We start from the raw sequence: 15,742 nt of genomic DNA on the forward strand, positions 1-15,742 counted from the left end.
ACTGAGGATTCGCATCGTTGCCCCACCTGTCGTCATCCCCTCGCGCCCGCTGGCCTTCGGCCATTCGGGCGCTCGCTCATCGCAACTTCCAGATCTATTTCGCCGGCCAGGGCATCTCCACGTTAGGCAAGTGGGTGCAGCAGGTGGCGCTGGCGTGGCTGGCCTATCACCTGACCGGTTCTGCGGTGCTGCTCGGTCTGATCACCTTTCTGTCGCTCATACCGCAACTGCTCATCGGCCCACTGGCAGGTGCCTGGATCGATCGTCACGACAAACGGCGACTGCTGATCATCGTTCAGTCGATCCTGGTGGGGCAGTCCGCCGTGCTGGCCCTGGCCACGTGGTGTGAATGGGTCGATGGCCCCTTCATCGCTGGCATGGCGCTGCTGCTTGGGCTGCTCAACGCGCTGGAAACCCCGCTGCGCCAAGCGTTGATCGGCAGCTTCGTCGATGAGCCTGCGGACTTGCCCAATGCGCTTGTGCTCAATGCCATGCTGATCAATGCCGCGCGCTTCGTCGGCCCGCCGTTGGCCGGTGGCTTGATCGCGCTGGCCGGCGAGGCGGCCTGTTTCGCCCTGACGGCGATCGGTTTCACCGCCTTGCTCGCAGGGCTGCTCAAGGTGCGCGGCGGTGATAGCCCGCGCGCCAGCGGTTCGACCGCGCAGGTGTTTCGTGAAGGCCTGGCTTATCTCTGGCACACCGCCAGCGTTCGCCAGTTGCTGATCAATGTGGTGCTGGTCAACTTGCTGGCATCTTGCTACACAGCGCTGTTGCCCATTCTGGCCAAGGCAGTTTTCGCCGGCGATGCCCGCATCCTGGGCTGGCTGTGGGGAGCTGCGGGGGCAGGTGCATTCGTCGCCACCGTGGTGTTGGCGGTCGGCGGCGCGCTGCATCGGCTGGGTCGGTTCACGGTCGCAGGCGCGTTGCTGTGCGCGGTGTCGCTGGTCGGCCTGTGCCTGGCCAACGTGCTACCGCTGGCGTTGGCCGCCTTGGCGATACTCGGTTTTGGCATCACCCTGAGCAACGTCAGTACCAATATGCAATTGCAGAGCGAGGCGCCAGGGCCTTTGCGCGGGCGGGTGGTGGCGTTCTATATCGCTTTGCGCTTTGGCTTCGAGGCGCTGGGCGGCATGATCGCCGGGGTGTTGGCCGCCCAATTCGGTGCCCCGGCGACGCTGGGCGTGGCCGGGGGCGCATTGGTGGCGGGGCTCGGTGTGGTGCACCTCATGCGTCGCCGTCGCGCGCGGCGGTCGCTCACTGCTTGATCAGGCGGTCTGCTCCTGCGCGCGGGCATTGCCAGGACTGGCTGGGTCGCCCAACCAGAGCATCAAGCAGGTGCCGATCAGCAAAATCGACGCCACCGCGAAGAAGGGCAGGGTAAAGCTTTGGGTCGCATCCTTGATGACCCCGATCAGGAAGGGCCCGGTAAAACCGCCGAGATTGCCAATCGAAACGATCATGGCCAATCCGCCGGCCGCTGCGCGGCCGGTCAGGAAGGTCGATGGAATGGCCCAGAACGTCGCCTGGAACGACAGAATGCTCGCCACTGCCACGCACAGGCTGATGATTTTCAACAGGTTATCGTTCACCAACGCTGCGCTGACTAACGCCAATGCCGCCATGGCCAAAGCGCTCACCACGTAAGGCAAACGTTGGCGACTCCGGTTGGCCATGCGCGCCCACAATGTCATCGAGAGCGCGCCGAGCAGATAGGGTAGCGCCACGACGAAACCGACCGCGCCACTGGCTAGCCCCATCCCCTTGATGATCTGCGGCAGCCACATGCCGATACCGATCGAGCCGACGATGCAGCAGAAGTTGATGGCTGCCAGGGTGAACACCTTAGGGTTGGTCAGGGCTGCGCGCAGCGTGTTGCCGTGGCTGGCGCCGATGGTCTGTTGCTCCTGAGCCAGGCGCTGCGTCAACCAGGCTTTCTCGCGCGCGTTGAGCCATTTGGCCTTGGCGGGCGTGTCCACCAGGACGAACAGGCAGGCGATACCCAGTAACACGGCCGGCATGGCTTCGGTCACGAGCAGTAGTTGCCAGTTTTTCAGTCCCCAGACGCCGTGCTGCTCGAGCAGCCATCCCGACAGTGGGGAGCCGATGATGTTGGCCACAGGAATACCCAGCAGGAAGGCAGCGGTGGCCTTGGCCCGCCATTTGCCGGGGAACCAGTAAGTGAAATACAGGTATACCCCGGGTGTGAATCCAGCCTCGGCCAGTCCTAGCAGGAAGCGGGCGATGCTGAAGCTGATCGGCCCGGTGGCGAACGCGGTCGCCATCGAGATCAAGCCCCAGGTGACCATGATTCGTGCAATCCAGATGCGCGCACCAAAGCGCTGCATTAGCAGGTTGCTGGGAATCTCGAACATGAAATAGCCGAAGAAGAACAGGCCCGCTGCCCAGCCGAACATCGTTGCCGTCAATCCAAGGTCCTGGTTCATGCTGATCGCAGCAAAACCCACGTTGGTCCGATCGAGGTAGCTGATTACATAGCAGGCGAAAATGAACGGCACCAGGCGCCACAGCACCCGGCGCATCAGGCGTTCGCCCTCGGCGTCGGTGAGCGGCGCCTGGGCTTGGGAGTTTTGGTAGGTCATGTGTTCACTCTTTTGTGATTGTTGTGAGTGGCCCAGCGGACTGTTCTCAGCGATGTGAATACATTGGCAGTCCCGCCGTGGCGGTGCGCACCTGCAGGACGCTTGCACTTTCGGACTCGGTAATGAACAGGGTTTTGCCATCGGCGCCGCCGAAGGCCAGGTTGGTATTGCTGATGCCGGCGCAGGAGACGATCCGCTCCAGAGGCTCGGCCACTGTGGACAGCTTCCATACCGAGCCGAAGCCGGTGTGGGCGATGTACAGGTTGCTCTGTTCATCCAGCGCCAGGCCGTCGGGCCCGCCCAACCCACCGTGCAACTGGGCGAACACACCCACCTTGCCGACGATGGAGCCGTTGCCCAGGGGAATTCGCCAGATCTGCTGGGCGCGTGTCACGGCCACCAGCAGGTGGTTGAGGTTCGGGTCGTAGACGATGCCGTTGGGGCTGGGAACGGTATTGAGCAAACAGCTCAAATTGCCCTGGCGGTCGAGTTTGTATACGCGTCCGCTGGCGTCCTGCAGGCCTGTCTGGCCCTGATCGGTGAAGTACAGATCGCCGTTGGGGGCGAATACCAGGTCGTTGACCCCCTTGAACCCCTCCGAACCTGCCGACTCAAGCAAAGGCTCGATTGCGCCGCTGTCTGGATCCAGCACCATGAGCCCGCGCTTGTAGTCGGTGATGAAGATTCGCCCGTCCTGATGAATCTTCAGGCCATTGGGCCAGCCGTCGTACTGGCAGACCAGCTCCCATTCACCGGCAGGTGAAATACGGAAGATGCGCCCGAACGGAATGTCCGTCACGTACAGGCGGCCTTGCCGATCGAAAGACGGCCCTTCGAGGAAAGAATCGATTGCTCGGCCTTGACGATTGGCGTTGGCCCAGGCGGTAGGGCGCGCGTCGCGGAATTGATCGGGAAGGCGGGTGAATACCTGGGTTTCGACGCGAGGCGGGGCAGAAAAGAAGCTCATGGGCGCTCCATTCGGTTGGACCGAACGTGTCAACGTTCAGCCGTTTGTCGGTTTATTTATCGCAACATCGTTTCGAAATAAATCATTAAGTCAAGACATTTTGCAAGATTTTCACGTGCGGAAAGGGCTATTGACGACTCCCTGAAGATATGAGTATCTATTAAAGAAATGGCGTTCCAAAATAACAACAAACCGGAGTTTGCTATGCACGACACCTCCTGGCGTCCGCGCGCCTTTCCCCGACTCACCTTCAAAGCGCTATCTCTGGCAGTGGGGCTCACTGCGATCAGCGCAGCCGCTCACGCCGAGCAGGCACGCGTAACCCTGGCCATCCAGTACGGCTACGCCTACCTGCCGGTGACGGTCGCCGACAAGCTCGGGCTGTTCCAGCAGCAGGCCAAGGCCATGGTCAAGCGGGCACCATGTTCGAGATCAAACGCATCAGTGGCGCGCCTGCCATCAACGACGCGTTAATCAGCGGTAACGTCGACATTGGTGGCTACGGTCTCTCGGGGACCCTGATCGCCTGGGAGAAAACCCGTCGTTCGCTAGACATCAGGGCACTCTGTGCGTTGGTCGCAGGCGACAACGGCTTCTTCGTCAATGATCATGCGATCAAGTCGCTGGCCGATTTCGAGGACGACGACAAAATTGCGGTGAGCTCTCCCAGCGGTCAGCAGGCGCTCTTGCTGCAGATGGCTGCCGAGCGTCAGTTTGGTGCCGACCAGATCCACAAGTTCGACAAGCTGATGGTCAGCCTGCCACACCCGGACGCCACTGCCAGCCTGGTGAACAAGGCGGGTATCAAGGCTATATCGGCCCCAATCCCTATAGCTACCAACTGACTCGGGATACTCGAGTCAGCAAACTGTTCGATTTCTCCTCGGCCTTGAACCTGCACATGACCAGCGGCGTGCTGACCAGCACCGGTCGCTTCGTCGACAAGAATCCGCAGTTGAGCGCTGCTGTAGTCGCGGCCATCGACGAAGCCAACGCCTACATCCGCCAGGAGCCGCGCAAGGCCGCGGAACTGTTCCTGGCCAGCGAACCGTCCAGTCTGTCGCTGGACCAGGTCGAGGACATGCTGCGCCAGGTCAGCGGCGAGTGGTCCGTGCAGCCGAGTGGGGTAATGGCCTTGGCTGACTTCATGGTGCGTTCAGGGGCGTTGAAGAAAGCGCCCGCCGATTGGCGAGCGGTGTTCTTCGCGCCGGTGGCCAACGGGGAGGGCAGTTGATGAGCAGCCTAACCGCGATTGCCTTGTCCGATCAGGTCGACTCACGCGCGCTGCTCAGCGTCGACAATGTCACGTTGCAGTACAAGACCCGCGATCAACTCATCACCGCCACGCACCAGGTGTCGTTCGAGGTCAAGCGCAACGATCGTTTCGTCTTGCTGGGGCCCTCTGGCTGCGGCAAGTCGAGCCTGCTCAAGGGCGTGGCCGGCTTCATCGAGCCTGTCGCGGGGCAGATCTGCCTCGACGGCCAGGTGGTGCGCGAGCCTGGACCTGACCGGATGATGGTGTTTCAAGAGTTCGATCAGTTGATGCCGTGGAAAACGGTGATGGGCAACATCATGTTCCCCTGCAGGTCACCGGACGCTTTCCTCGTCATGAGGTGGCCGATCGCGCCGCGCGCGTTGCGGCCAAGGTCGGCCTGGAAAAGTTTCGCGACGCCTACCCTCACCAGCTTTCCGGCGGGATGAAGCAGCGGGTGGCAATTGCCCGAGCGCTGGCCATGGAACCGGCCATGTTGCTGATGGATGAGCCGTTCGCGGCGCTGGATGCGCTGACCCGAAGGCGGATGCAGGAAGAATTGCTGGAATTGTGGGAACAGTCGCCTTTCACTTTGATGTTCGTGACGCACTCCATCGACGAGGCGATTGTGCTCGGCACGCGCATCTTGGTGCTCACGCCTCATCCCGGCCAGGTACGCGCGGAACTCGACGCCAGCGCCTTCGGTTTCTCCGAGCAGGGCAGCGATGCCTTCGCCCAGTTGCACCAACGCATCAGCCACATGCTGTTCGGCCACAGTGAGACAGCCCATGAATAAGCCCGTCATCCAACCCCGCGCCGACATCGAATATGCGCCCGTGGCCCCCGGACAGGTGGGAGACATCACGCGCAGACTCGGTGTGTTCGAGCGCCTGTTCGCCCATGCCGGAATCCGCCGGACCTTGGTGCTGATAGCCATGGCGGTGTGCTGGGAGCTCTACGCACGCTACCTGGACAACCCACTGATGTTCCCCACGTTCAGTGAAACCCTCGTGGCCATGACCCAGGATCTGTTCAGCGGTGTCTTGCCGCAGGCAGTGGTCAGTTCGCTCAAGGTGCTGCTGATGAGTTATGCCCTGGCCATCGGTCTGGCGGCGATCCTTACCTCATTGGCGGTTTCCACGCGACTGGGTACCGACGTGCTGGCCACCCTGACCGCCATGTTCAACCCGCTGCCAGCCATCGCTATTCTGCCGTTGGCCATGCTCTGGTTCGGCCTGGGTGTGCAGAGCCTAATGCTGGTCATCGTACACTCGGTGCTGTGGGCGGTTTCGCTCAACACCTACTCGGGCTTCCAGTCGGTGAGCCAGACTCAACGCATGGCTGGGCGCAACTACGGCTTGCGCGGCCTGCGCCTGGTCGTGCGGATCCTGATTCCAGCAGCGGTGCCTTCGATACTGGCGGGTCTGAAGATCGGCTGGGCGTTCGCCTGGCGCACCCTGATCGCGGCCGAACTGGTGTTCGGCGTCTCGGGCAACTCGGGCGGCCTGGGCTGGTACGTGTTCCAGCACCGCAATGCGCTGGAGACGCCGAATGTGTTCGCGGGTCTGCTCATGGTCATCATCATCGGCCTGGTGGTCGAGGGGCTGGTGTTCCGCAGCATCGAGTTGCTCACGGTGCGCCGGTGGGGCATGCAGGGATGACGGCGTCCGGTGCCGGCATGAGATCGCCCCACCTTCCGATTCGTCCGGACTGGCTCGCGCAGCTCAGCGAGGCGCCTCTGGATCCTGGGCGGGCCATCATCGATGCCCATCACCACCTGTGGGAGCGACCTGGCCAGCGCTACCTGACCCAGGACTATCTGGCCGATATGGCCTCTGGCCATCGGCTGGTGGCGTCGATTTACGTGCAATGCCGTTCGATGCTGGCGATCGACCGTCCAGAGGCGTTCCAGGCGGTGGGTGAGGTGGAGTACGCCAACGGCGTAGCGGCCCACAGCGCAAGTGGCTTGCTGGGGGAGGTGCGGCTGTGCGCCGCTATCGTGGGCGGAGCGGACCTATCGCTCGGCGACGCGGTGGCGCCGGTGCTGGAGCAGATGCTGGAGCGGGCCGGTCCGCGCCTGCGCGGGGTGCGCAATACCACCGCCTGGCATGCCGATCCTCGTCTGATTTCCAATCCCAAGCCGCCGCCACCCAGGGTGTTGCTCGATCCAGCCTTCCATCGTGGAATGGCGCACTTGCAGCGGCATGGCTTGGTCCTCGATATCTGGGCCTATCACACCCAACTCGACGAGGTGCTCACGGTGGCGCGGGCGTTTCCGGAACTGACCATCGTGGTCGATCATCTCGGAGGCCCCTGGGTATCGGGCCCTACGCGGGTCACCGAGAGGCGGTATTCGCTGAGTGGTCAGTGGCGCTGAGACGGTTGGCATGCTGTTCGAACGTCAGAATGAAACTGGGCGGGCTGGGCATGAAGGTGGCAGGCTTCGATCATCATCTGGCTCCGAAACCGCCGGACTCGATACAACTGGCGACTGCCTGGCGGCCCTACCTTTTGCAGGCGATCGACAGCTTCGGCGTGGAGCGTTGCCTGTTCGAGAGTAATTTTCCGGTCGACAAGGGCATGTTCAGCTATGGCGTGATGTGGAACGCCTTCAAGCGTGTCGTCATGGACTTCAGCGAGGCCGACAAGGATCGCTTGTTCAGTGGTACAGCGCGCCAGGTCTATAGCATCGGCACCTGACCCGAGGCTTCGGCGGGCCTGCCGAAGCCTTGGGCATGGGTTCAGTGCGGCTTGCGTTGTTCGGCCACCTCGTCGGGCGTCACCGGGGCTCCTGTGTTGCCCCTGCCGGCGCGGATGAACGAGACCACCTGCGCGACACCGCTAAAAGCAGAATGGCGTTCTATAAAAATCGCACTATTCAGATTTATTAGAGAAATTTTGCGTATTATTGAAGTTTTACTGTTGTAGTTACTTTTTTAATGAAATGCAATTGCAAATAAAAAAGTTTTGTGCAGTGTGTGCGCGCATCGTCGTGATCGATGATCTCTAATCAGCCGCTCTCGACGCGTGACGCGTAACCAGAGCTGCCAAGAGGCAGCCCCGACCTTAGATGAGATAAAAAAGATGGCTAAAGCCGCCGATGTCGTTGTGCAATGCCTGGAAAACGAAGGTGTCGAGTCTGTGTTCGGCATCCCCGGCGAGGAGAACCTCGACCTGCTCGAATCCCTGCGCAAGTCGAAGATCAAGCTGGTACTTACCCGCCACGAACAATCCGCAGGCTTCATGGCTGCAACCTATGGACGCCTGACCGGCAAGACCGGCGTCAGCCTGTCGACCCTGGGTCCCGGCGCGACCAACTTGGTCACCGCCAGCGCCTACGCCTATCTGGGCGGCATGCCGATGATGATGATTACCGGCCAGAAGCCGATCAAGAAGTCCAAGCAGGGTCGATTCCAGATCATCGACGTGTGCGGCATGATGGACCCCATCACCAAGTACACCCACCAGTTCGCTTCGGCCGACAACATTCCGGCCCGTATGCGCGAAGCCTTCCGCCTGGCCGAAGAAGAGAAACCCGGCGCGGTGCACCTGGAGTTGCCTGAAGACATCGCCGCCGAGCAGACCGATGCCTTGCCGATTCCGCGCAGCCTCCACCCGTTCGGTGGAAGTGGATGCGGTGTACTTCCCGCAGGTCGAAGTGATTGGCGATATCGCCAACGCCGTGTGGCAGATCATCGAAGGCGCCGACGACGACTGCTTCCCGGTCTACCCGCAGCGTCTGGTGGCCGACATCCGTCGCGTGCTGCCGTCCGAAGGCATCGTCGCCCTCGACAACGGCATCTACAAGATCTGGTTCGCCCGCAACTACAAAGCGCACAAACCCAACACCGTGCTACTGGACAACGCCTTGGCGACGATGGGCGCCGGCTTGCCGTCGGCCATGGCATCGCACTTGGTGTCCCGGACCGCCCGGTGATCTCGGTGTGCGGCGATGGCGGCTTCATGATGAACAGGCAGGAGCTGGAAACAGCTGTGCATCTGGGCATGCACATGACCGTGGTGATCCTGCGCGACGACGGCTATGGCATGATCCGCTGGAAGCAGGCCAACATGGGCTTCACCGACTTCGGCCTGGACTACGGTAACCCCGACTTCGTCAAATACGCCGAAGCCTACGGCGCCAATGGTCACCGCGTGGAAAGCGCCGAAGGGCTGCTGCCGCTGCTGGAGCACTGCATCAAGACGCCAGGCGTGCACGTCATCGATTGCCCGGTCGATTACAGCGAGAACGACCGGATCTTGAATAGCGAGCTGCGTGAGCGCAGTACCGCCGTCTGAAAAAATCTGAAGGTGAGGCCCTATAGGGACAAAGTTGGCGTGCGACCGGGCATTGTCGGATAATCCCCTCCCTGGCCCATTGGGGACTGAATCATTCGACAGACGAGGTTGTTCAAATGGTAAAAGCGCGGCCACGTCCCGCAGTCAATGGTGTGGCATCGGCCGACCGTGTGCTGACCGTGCTCACGGCGTTCCAGATCGGTGATACCGCCCTGAGTCTGGTGCAGTTGGTGGAGCGCACCGGGTTGATCAAGAGCACCATCATGCGTTTGATGGTCTCGTTGGAAACCCACGGGCTCATCACGCGCATGGCCGATGGCCGTTACCAACTGGCCAGCGAGGTCATGCGTTTGAATACGGTGTATCAAGAGGCACTGGATCTGGAGCGGCATGTCATGCCGCGTCTGCATCACTTGGCCGAGCAGTCCGGCGAGACGGCGTCGTTCTATGTCAGGCACGGCGCCTACCGGATGTGCCAGTACCGAGTGAACTCGTCGCACCGGCTGCGCTTGAACCTTCAGCCCGGCGACATGCGTCCCATGGACGAGGCAGCCGGTGCGCAGGCGTTGCGGGCACCGTATGACATCGGTATCGCTCTGCAGAAGCCGTTCTTTTCCCGGGGCGCCACCGATCCGCACGCGGCTTCAATAGCCTTGCCGATCTATGGGGCGCAGGGGGAGTTGATGGGGGCGTTGGTCATCTCGGGGCCTGCCAGTCGGCTGACCGAGGAGTATGCTGAAAGCCTCAAGCAGATATTCTTCGAGACGGCGCGGGATTTGATGCGCAGCCTGGGGTACAAAGCGCAGGCTCCTGACATTTAAAGCGCAGCCGCCGTAGGCGGCGTGCTGCGCTGCTCAAAGGCCTTTACCAGCGGAAATTCACCGAAGTGATCACTTCGCGTTCGTCACCGTAGCGGCAGATGGCGAACTCGCAGTACGTATAGGCTTTGTTGGTGACGTTGTTAGCGTTGATGACCACGTCCCAGTTCTTGTTCAACTGGTAGCTGGCGCGCAGGTCGAACAGGGTGTCGGCGAGCATCTGCGAGTCGACACCCGAGGCCTGGGTGATGCCTTTGTAACGGGCACTGGCGCCGACTTTCAGTTGCGGCACGCCGAACAGGCCGAAGTTGTAGTCGGCCCACAGGGCCGCCTGGTGGTAGGGCGTGTCTTCGCTGCGCTGGCCTTTCTCGCTGGGGTTGGCGCTCTTGGTGATGCATTACCGAGCAAGAGGGCGATGAATTGGCGCAGCGGTTGCGCAAGGCGATGCTGGCCGCCGTGGCAGGCCTGCGCGCGCCCGAGCGTATGGCCCACGCGTGAATCGGACGCTGTTGATCGGCGTGCAGCCGATCAACAGCGTTGCGCTGGGGGCCACACCAACACGGTCGATTTAATTTTTAAGTCACTGTTCTAGAACGCTATTTTCACTTGGCACGATTCCTGTTGGTAAGCCTTTGAACTGCACGTCTCAGCGTGCGCGGCTTATCGCTCAGGAGTCCCCATGCCACGTGAAATCCGTTTGAACGCCTTCGAGATGAACTGCGTGGGCCATCAGTCGCCAGGGCTGTGGCGCCATCCGCGCGATCGCGCCTGGCAGTACAAGGACCTGTCTTACTGGACCGACTTGGCCAAGCTGCTGGAACGCGGCAAGTTCGACGGAGTGTTCATCGCCGATGTCATCGGCCTCTACGACGTGTTGGGCGGCAATGCGGATGCGGCGCTGCGCCAGGCCACCCAGGTGCCGGTCAATGACCCGCTGGCGCTCATCACCCCCATGGCGTTGGTCACCGAACACCTGGGCTTCGGCCTGACCGCGTCGCTGACCTTCGAGCATCCCTATCCCTTCGCCCGCCGTCTGTCGACCCTGGACCACCTGACCCAGGGCCGCATTGGTTGGAACATCGTCACTTCCTACCTCGACAGCGGTGCGCGCAACCTGGGGCAGAAGGCGCTCAGTGACCACGATGCGCGCTACGACTACGCCGATGAGTACCTGCAAGTGCTCTACAAGCTGTTCGAGGGCAGTTGGGAGGACGGCGCGGTGCTGCGTGACCGCGAACGCGGCATTTTCAGCGACCCCAGCAAGATCCACGAAATCCGCCACCAGGGTAGACACTTCCAGGTGCCCGGCATTCACCTCTGCGAGCCGTCGCCGCAGCGCACCCCGGTGCTCTACCAGGCGGGGGCGTCCAGTCGCGGCAAGGCATTCGCTGCGGGCCATGCCGAATGCGTATTCGTGGCCGCGCCGTCGAAAGTCACCCTGAAGAAGACCGTGGCCGACATCCGCCGTCGCGCCGCCGAGGCTGGGCGCGATCCGCGCAAGGTGCTGATTTTCAACCTGCTCACGGTCATCGTCGACGAGACCGACGCCAAGGCACAGGCCAAGTGGCGTGAACTGAAGGGATACGCCAGCTACGAAGGCGCGCTGGCGCTGATCTCCGGCTGGACCGGCATCGACTTCAACCAGTACCGACCCGACCAGGTGCTCAAGCACATTCATACCAACGCCATTCAGTCGGCGGTGGAAACCTTCTCCACGGCGGATCCGGACAAACAGTGGACGGTACAGGAGCTGGCCGACTGGGTCGGCATCGGTGGCTTCGGCCCGCTGATCGTCGGCAGCCCGCAGACCGTGGCCGACGAACTGCAGGCCTGGGTCGAGGACACCGATGTGGACGGCTTCAACTTTGCCTATGCGTTGGCCCATGAAACCTTCCGCGATGTGGTCGAGCTGCTGGTGCCTGAGTTGCAGAGGCGCGGGGTATACAAGACCGAGTACCGCGCCGGAACCCTGCGCGAGAAGCTCTTCGGCGACGGCCCCCGCTTGCCGTCCAACCATCCGGCGGCCGGTTACCGCGATCTGCGTGCGCACCTGCAACCGGCCCGCGCCGACAGCGTCGAGCTGGCATGAGCCTGAGGAGACCCTGCCCATGACTCTTCATGAACTTCACCCATCGCCCGCCGAGGCCGTCAGTGACCGCGCGCTGGTGGCGTTGCAACGCTGGGCCCGGGAGCGACCGACGCAGATCGCGCTGCGCCATCGCCGTCGCGGGGCGTGGCACGCCTGGCGCTGGATCGATGTGCAGCGCGACGTCGAGCGCCTGGCCGATGGCCTGCGCCAGCAGGGTTTTAGCGCAGGTGCGCGGCTGGCCTTGAGTGGTGCGCTGGAACCGAGCCTGCTGCTGCTGGCACTGGCCGCGCGGCAACTGGGTGGCCACAGCCGGGTGATCAGCCCGCACAGTCGTGGCCAAGCGTTGCAACGGCAATTGCGTCAGGCGCGTCCGAGCTTCGCGTTCGTCCAGCGCCGCGAGAGCCTCGCGCACTGGCTGCACAGTGGCTTGGCCGAGCAATGGCCGCTGCAGTTGTTCTGCGCCCAGGCCACGACTCTGGGCAAGGCGCTGTGGCAGGTGCAGCCGCTGTCGGCGTTGCTGGTCGCCGAGGCGGCGCCTGCCCAGCGGCAAGGCTGGACGCAGGGGGCCGGTGATGAGGTGTTGTGGGTGGACGAGGGCACCGAGTGGCAGGACGGCCTTGGGCACCTGTTGCAGCACTGGCTGGAGCAGGGGATCAGCGTCGCGTTTCCTGAAAACCGCGAGTCGTCCAGCCGCGACCGTCGCGAAATAGCCCCGACCGGGCTGCTGCTGTCGTCGGCCAGGGTCGAGACGTTGGCCGAAGAGATCGAGGCCAGCCTGGCGCCGGCGGGCAGTTGGCGGCGACGTGGGTGCGACTGGACCTTGGCCCATCCTCAGCGGCTGTTCGCCCGCGCGGTGAAGGCGCGCGTGCGGCGCTTGCTCGGCTTTCAGCGCTTGCGCCGCATCGAGGTGCCGAGCGCTGCCTTGGACACGGCGCAGCCACAGCCTGTCTCCGGCGCGTGGCTGGCGCAGTATCTGGAGCGCGCGGCATGACTGCCTTGCTGGAGGTGCGCGATGTGTCGCTGGCATTCCAGGGCGTGAAGGCGATCTCGGACCTGTCGTTCAGCGTCCGGCGTGGCGAGGTCTGTGCCCTGATCGGGCCGAACGGCGCCGGCAAGAGTTCACTGCTGAACATCCTCAACGGCGTCTACCGGGCCGATGCGGGCGAGCTGCTGTTCGACGCCAAGCCCCTGCGCCGCGCGCACCCCTTCCACGCGGCGCGGCTCGGTATTGGCCGGACCTTCCAGAACAATGCGCTGTTCAAGCCGCTGAGCGTGCTGGACAACCTGCTCACCGGGCTGTCGCGCTTCCAGCGCAGCCTGTTTCTCGAACAGGCGCTGGGCTTGCCCCGTGCGCGGCGCGAGGCGCGCGCCTTCAGCGAGCGGGCCGAGGCGGTGCTGGAGTTTCTCGACCTTCAGCCTTGGCGCGAGGTGGCGGTAGGCAGTCTTGCCTACGGTCTGCAAAAGCGCGTGGAACTGGGGCGCGCGCTGATCGCCCAGCCCAGGTTGCTGCTGCTCGATGAACCCATGGCCGGCATGAACGCCCAGGAAAAGCGCGACATGAGTCGCTTCATCGCCGATCTCAACCGCGATCTGGGCACCACGGTGATTCTCATCGAACACGACATCCAGGTGGTCATGGGCCTGTCCAGCCATGTGGTGGTGCTCGATTACGGACGCAAGGTGGGTGACGGTACGCCGGCCGAGGTCCAGGCCGATCCTGAGGTGATCGCTGCGTACCTGGGAGCGCCGCACGGATGAATTTCTTTCTGGAAACCCTGATCGGTGGCGTGCTCGCCGGTTCGATGTACTCGTTGGTAGCCATCGGCTTCGTGCTGATCTACAAGGCCAGCGGCGTGTTCAACTTCGCCCAGGGCGCCATGCTGCTGTTCGCTGCGCTGACCTTCGTCAGCCTGCTGGGGCAAGGGCTGCCGTTCGCCCTGGCCCTGGCGATCACGGTGGGGTGATGGTCCTCGGCGCCTGGTTGATCGAGCGCCTGGTGCTGCGGCCGCTGGTCAATCGCTCGCAGATCACCCTGTTCATGGCCACCTTGGGCTTGTCGTTCGTGATCGAAGGCCTGGCCCAGGGGTTGATGGGGGCCCAGGTGCGCGCGTTGGACTTGGGGATCGAGGATGTTCCGCTGTTCCTGGGCGAGATCATGGTCAGCCAGTTCGACCTGATCGCCGCCGGGGTGTCCGCTGTGCTGGTGGCGGTGCTTGCACTGCTGTTCAACAAGACCCGCATCGGCGTGTCCCTGCGCGCGGTGGCCGACGACACCCGCGCGGCGTTGTCGCTGGGCATCGACCTGAACCGTATCTGGCAGATCGTCTGGGCCGCGGCCGGGGTGGTCGGGCTGGTGGCCGGGCTGCTCTGGGGCGCGCGCCAGGGTGTGCAGTTCTCGCTCTCGCTGGTGGTGCTCAAGGCGCTGCCGGTGCTGATCATCGGAGGCTTCACGTCCATTGGCGGGGCCATCGTCGGCGGCTTGATCGTCGGCGCGGCGGAGAACCTGGCCGAGGCCTACATCGGCCCGCTGATCGGCGGTGGCATCACGCCTTGGTTCGCCTATTTCCTCGCCCTGATCTTTCTCTACATTCGCCCGGCCGGCCTGTTTGGCGACCGGGTCATCGAACGGGTATGACGCCATGACCGCCACCGTTTCACCGCTTGTTTCAGGCGCTGGCGAAGCGCCGGTGATCCTCATCCGACGCCGCCGCTCGCGAGCTTTACCGCTGTTGTCGCTGGCCGTCCTCATCGGGCTGGCCTGGCTGGGCAGTGACTATTGGCTCAACGCGATCCTCATCCCCTTCCTCGTGTTGTCGCTGGCCGGCCTGGGCCTGAACCTGCTCACCGGCTACACCGGCCAGACCTCGGTCGGCGCCGCTGGCTTCATGGCGGTGGGTGCGTTCGCCACCTATGGGCTGTTGCTGCGGGTGCCGGGCTTGCCGTTACCGTTGGCCCTGCTGGGCGGCGGGCTGATCGCGGGTGCAGTGGGGTTGCTGTTCGGCATTCCCAGTGCGCGGATCAAGGGCTTCTACCTGATGGTGACCACCCTGGCGGCGCAGTTCTTTCTGGAATGGGTGTTCGCCAAGTTTCCCTGGTTCTACAACTATGCCTCATCCGGCACCATCAGCGCCCCACGCCTGGAACTGTTCGGCTACAGCCTGGCCACGCCGGGGGGGCGTTACCTGCTGACGCTCGGCTGCGTGGCGTTGCTGACCTGGGTCGCGGTCAACCTGGTGCGCAGCCAGGTCGGGCGGAACTGGATGGCGATTCGCGACATGGACACCGCCGCGGCGGTCATCGGCATCCCGGTGGAGCGCTACAAGCGCCTGGCCTTCGCTGTCAGTTCGTTCTACCTGGGGATCGCCGGGGCGCTGTGGGCGTTCGCCTACCTGGGTACTGCCAGCGCCGGCAGCTTCGACATCAACCGCTCGTTCCAGATCTTGTTCATCATCATCATCGGCGGCATGGGCAGCATCGTCGGCAACTTCATCGGAGCCGCGTTCATCAGCCTGGTACCGATCCTGCTGAGCCACCTGGGGCAATGGCTGTTCGACGGTCACGTCGACGCCGGGCAGTTGCAGAACCTGCAGAAGATCCTCTTCGGCGCCCTGATCATCGTGCTGCTGATCAAGGAACCAGAAGGACTGGCGCGCTTGTTGACCACCGCGCGGCAACGCATACGGGTCTGGCCGCTGCGGTTCTGAACTCACCTGTTTC

The 15,742-nt window shown here is 63.1% G+C and carries 15 protein-coding genes and 4 pseudogenes; 16 read left to right on the forward strand and 3 right to left on the reverse strand.

From position 1 onward, the window contains the following. The first annotated feature begins 62 nt into the window (after positions 1–62). On the forward strand, positions 63–1,265 hold the full coding sequence (locus GKC70_RS11225; protein WP_342651505.1) for an MFS transporter: 1,203 nt from the start codon (positions 63–65) through the stop codon (positions 1,263–1,265). Here the strand turns inward: GKC70_RS11225 and GKC70_RS11230 are convergent, their stop codons facing one another. Then, positions 1,266–2,600 carry an MFS transporter gene (locus tag GKC70_RS11230; RefSeq protein ID WP_342651366.1) on the reverse strand — a complete coding sequence of 445 codons (1,335 nt, stop codon included), beginning with the start codon at positions 2,598–2,600 and terminating at the stop codon, positions 1,266–1,268. Positions 2,601–2,646: 46 nt separating this feature from the next. Beyond that, positions 2,647–3,567: an SMP-30/gluconolactonase/LRE family protein gene (locus GKC70_RS11235; RefSeq protein ID WP_342651367.1), complete on the reverse strand. Its 921-nt coding sequence runs from the start codon at positions 3,565–3,567 to the stop codon at positions 2,647–2,649. A gap of 204 nt (positions 3,568–3,771) precedes the next feature. Between GKC70_RS11235 and GKC70_RS11240 the strand changes: the two genes are divergently transcribed. The 10 genes and pseudogenes from GKC70_RS11240 to GKC70_RS11285 all read left to right on the forward strand — a co-directional run bounded on the left by GKC70_RS11240 (position 3,772) and on the right by GKC70_RS11285 (position 9,939). Further along, positions 3,772–4,041, forward strand: coding sequence for a hypothetical protein (locus GKC70_RS11240; protein ID WP_342651368.1), 270 nt, complete (start codon positions 3,772–3,774; stop codon positions 4,039–4,041). Beyond that, positions 3,990–4,412 (forward strand): hypothetical protein, encoded by a 423-nt coding sequence (locus GKC70_RS11245; protein ID WP_342651369.1) that lies wholly within the window; start codon positions 3,990–3,992, stop codon positions 4,410–4,412. Before GKC70_RS11240 ends, GKC70_RS11245 begins: the two co-directional genes overlap by 52 nt. Before the next feature lie 56 nt (positions 4,413–4,468). Further along, positions 4,469–4,801, forward strand: a complete 333-nt coding sequence (locus GKC70_RS11250) for a hypothetical protein (RefSeq protein WP_342651370.1) — start codon at positions 4,469–4,471, stop codon at positions 4,799–4,801. Next, a pseudogene (locus tag GKC70_RS11255) lies at positions 4,801–5,615 on the forward strand (ABC transporter ATP-binding protein). Before GKC70_RS11250 ends, GKC70_RS11255 begins: the two are co-directional and overlap by 1 nt. Further along, on the forward strand, positions 5,608–6,480 hold the full coding sequence (locus GKC70_RS11260) for an ABC transporter permease (RefSeq protein WP_342651371.1): 873 nt from the start codon (positions 5,608–5,610) through the stop codon (positions 6,478–6,480). Before GKC70_RS11255 ends, GKC70_RS11260 begins: the two are co-directional and overlap by 8 nt. 17 nt (positions 6,481–6,497) lie before the next feature. Continuing rightward, entirely contained in the window at positions 6,498–7,196 is a 699-nt protein-coding gene (locus GKC70_RS11265; RefSeq protein WP_342651372.1) for an amidohydrolase family protein, read from the forward strand. Continuing rightward, positions 7,187–7,519 (forward strand): amidohydrolase family protein, encoded by a 333-nt coding sequence (locus GKC70_RS11270; RefSeq protein WP_342651373.1) that lies wholly within the window; start codon positions 7,187–7,189, stop codon positions 7,517–7,519. Before GKC70_RS11265 ends, GKC70_RS11270 begins: the two co-directional genes overlap by 10 nt. 384 nt (positions 7,520–7,903) lie before the next feature. Continuing rightward, a pseudogene (locus GKC70_RS11275) lies at positions 7,904–8,191 on the forward strand (thiamine pyrophosphate-binding protein); the annotation flags it as partial. 214 nt (positions 8,192–8,405) lie between these two features. Beyond that, a pseudogene (locus GKC70_RS11280) lies at positions 8,406–9,118 on the forward strand (thiamine pyrophosphate-dependent enzyme). A gap of 116 nt (positions 9,119–9,234) precedes the next feature. Beyond that, positions 9,235–9,939: a helix-turn-helix domain-containing protein gene (locus tag GKC70_RS11285; protein ID WP_342651374.1), complete on the forward strand. Its 705-nt coding sequence runs from the start codon at positions 9,235–9,237 to the stop codon at positions 9,937–9,939. A 43-nt stretch (positions 9,940–9,982) separates the two neighbouring features. Here the strand turns inward: GKC70_RS11285 and GKC70_RS11290 are convergent, their stop codons facing one another. Further along, positions 9,983–10,330, reverse strand: coding sequence for a TonB-dependent receptor (locus GKC70_RS11290; RefSeq protein ID WP_342651506.1), 348 nt, complete (start codon positions 10,328–10,330; stop codon positions 9,983–9,985). A gap of 285 nt (positions 10,331–10,615) precedes the next feature. Here GKC70_RS11290 and GKC70_RS11295 point away from each other — a divergent pair, with 285 nt between their 5' ends. The 5 genes and pseudogenes from GKC70_RS11295 to GKC70_RS11315 all read left to right on the forward strand — a co-directional run bounded on the left by GKC70_RS11295 (position 10,616) and on the right by GKC70_RS11315 (position 15,729). Beyond that, the gene (locus GKC70_RS11295; RefSeq protein ID WP_342651375.1) at positions 10,616–12,025 is read left to right on the forward strand and encodes an LLM class flavin-dependent oxidoreductase; all 1,410 of its coding nucleotides are present in this window, start codon (positions 10,616–10,618) and stop codon (positions 12,023–12,025) included. Between the two features lie 19 nt (positions 12,026–12,044). Beyond that, positions 12,045–13,016 (forward strand): AMP-binding protein, encoded by a 972-nt coding sequence (locus GKC70_RS11300; RefSeq protein WP_342651376.1) that lies wholly within the window; start codon positions 12,045–12,047, stop codon positions 13,014–13,016. After that, complete coding sequence (locus GKC70_RS11305; protein ID WP_342651377.1) at positions 13,013–13,783, forward strand: ABC transporter ATP-binding protein; 771 nt, start codon at positions 13,013–13,015, stop codon at positions 13,781–13,783. Before GKC70_RS11300 ends, GKC70_RS11305 begins: the two co-directional genes overlap by 4 nt. Beyond that, positions 13,780–14,660: pseudogene (locus GKC70_RS11310) on the forward strand (branched-chain amino acid ABC transporter permease). The gene GKC70_RS11305 and the pseudogene GKC70_RS11310 overlap by 4 nt, the downstream one beginning before the upstream one ends. A gap of 4 nt (positions 14,661–14,664) precedes the next feature. Continuing rightward, on the forward strand, positions 14,665–15,729 hold the full coding sequence (locus GKC70_RS11315; RefSeq protein ID WP_342651378.1) for a branched-chain amino acid ABC transporter permease: 1,065 nt from the start codon (positions 14,665–14,667) through the stop codon (positions 15,727–15,729). Positions 15,730–15,742: the final 13 nt, after the last annotated feature.

This window comes from Pseudomonas sp. REB1044 (genome assembly GCF_038813925.1).
In the GTDB taxonomy this organism is placed as follows: domain Bacteria; phylum Pseudomonadota; class Gammaproteobacteria; order Pseudomonadales; family Pseudomonadaceae; genus Aquipseudomonas; species Aquipseudomonas boreofloridensis.

What these genes read in the sequence shown, in the direction of transcription:
- GKC70_RS11235 (WP_342651367.1), bottom strand. Translation starts at nt 3,567, where the DNA reads ATGAGCTTCTTTTCTGCCCCGCCTCGCGTCGAAACCCAGGTATTCACC.
- GKC70_RS11250 (WP_342651370.1), top strand. Translation starts at nt 4,469, where the DNA reads ATGACCAGCGGCGTGCTGACCAGCACCGGTCGCTTCGTCGACAAGAAT.
- GKC70_RS11230 (WP_342651366.1), bottom strand. Translation starts at nt 2,600, where the DNA reads ATGACCTACCAAAACTCCCAAGCCCAGGCGCCGCTCACCGACGCCGAG.
- GKC70_RS11315 (WP_342651378.1), top strand. Translation starts at nt 14,665, where the DNA reads ATGACCGCCACCGTTTCACCGCTTGTTTCAGGCGCTGGCGAAGCGCCG.
- GKC70_RS11295 (WP_342651375.1), top strand. Translation starts at nt 10,616, where the DNA reads ATGCCACGTGAAATCCGTTTGAACGCCTTCGAGATGAACTGCGTGGGC.
- GKC70_RS11260 (WP_342651371.1), top strand. Translation starts at nt 5,608, where the DNA reads ATGAATAAGCCCGTCATCCAACCCCGCGCCGACATCGAATATGCGCCC.
- GKC70_RS11265 (WP_342651372.1), top strand. Translation starts at nt 6,498, where the DNA reads ATGAGATCGCCCCACCTTCCGATTCGTCCGGACTGGCTCGCGCAGCTC.
- GKC70_RS11305 (WP_342651377.1), top strand. Translation starts at nt 13,013, where the DNA reads ATGACTGCCTTGCTGGAGGTGCGCGATGTGTCGCTGGCATTCCAGGGC.
- GKC70_RS11285 (WP_342651374.1), top strand. Translation starts at nt 9,235, where the DNA reads ATGGTAAAAGCGCGGCCACGTCCCGCAGTCAATGGTGTGGCATCGGCC.
- GKC70_RS11240 (WP_342651368.1), top strand. Translation starts at nt 3,772, where the DNA reads ATGCACGACACCTCCTGGCGTCCGCGCGCCTTTCCCCGACTCACCTTC.
- GKC70_RS11300 (WP_342651376.1), top strand. Translation starts at nt 12,045, where the DNA reads ATGACTCTTCATGAACTTCACCCATCGCCCGCCGAGGCCGTCAGTGAC.
- GKC70_RS11245 (WP_342651369.1), top strand. Translation starts at nt 3,990, where the DNA reads ATGTTCGAGATCAAACGCATCAGTGGCGCGCCTGCCATCAACGACGCG.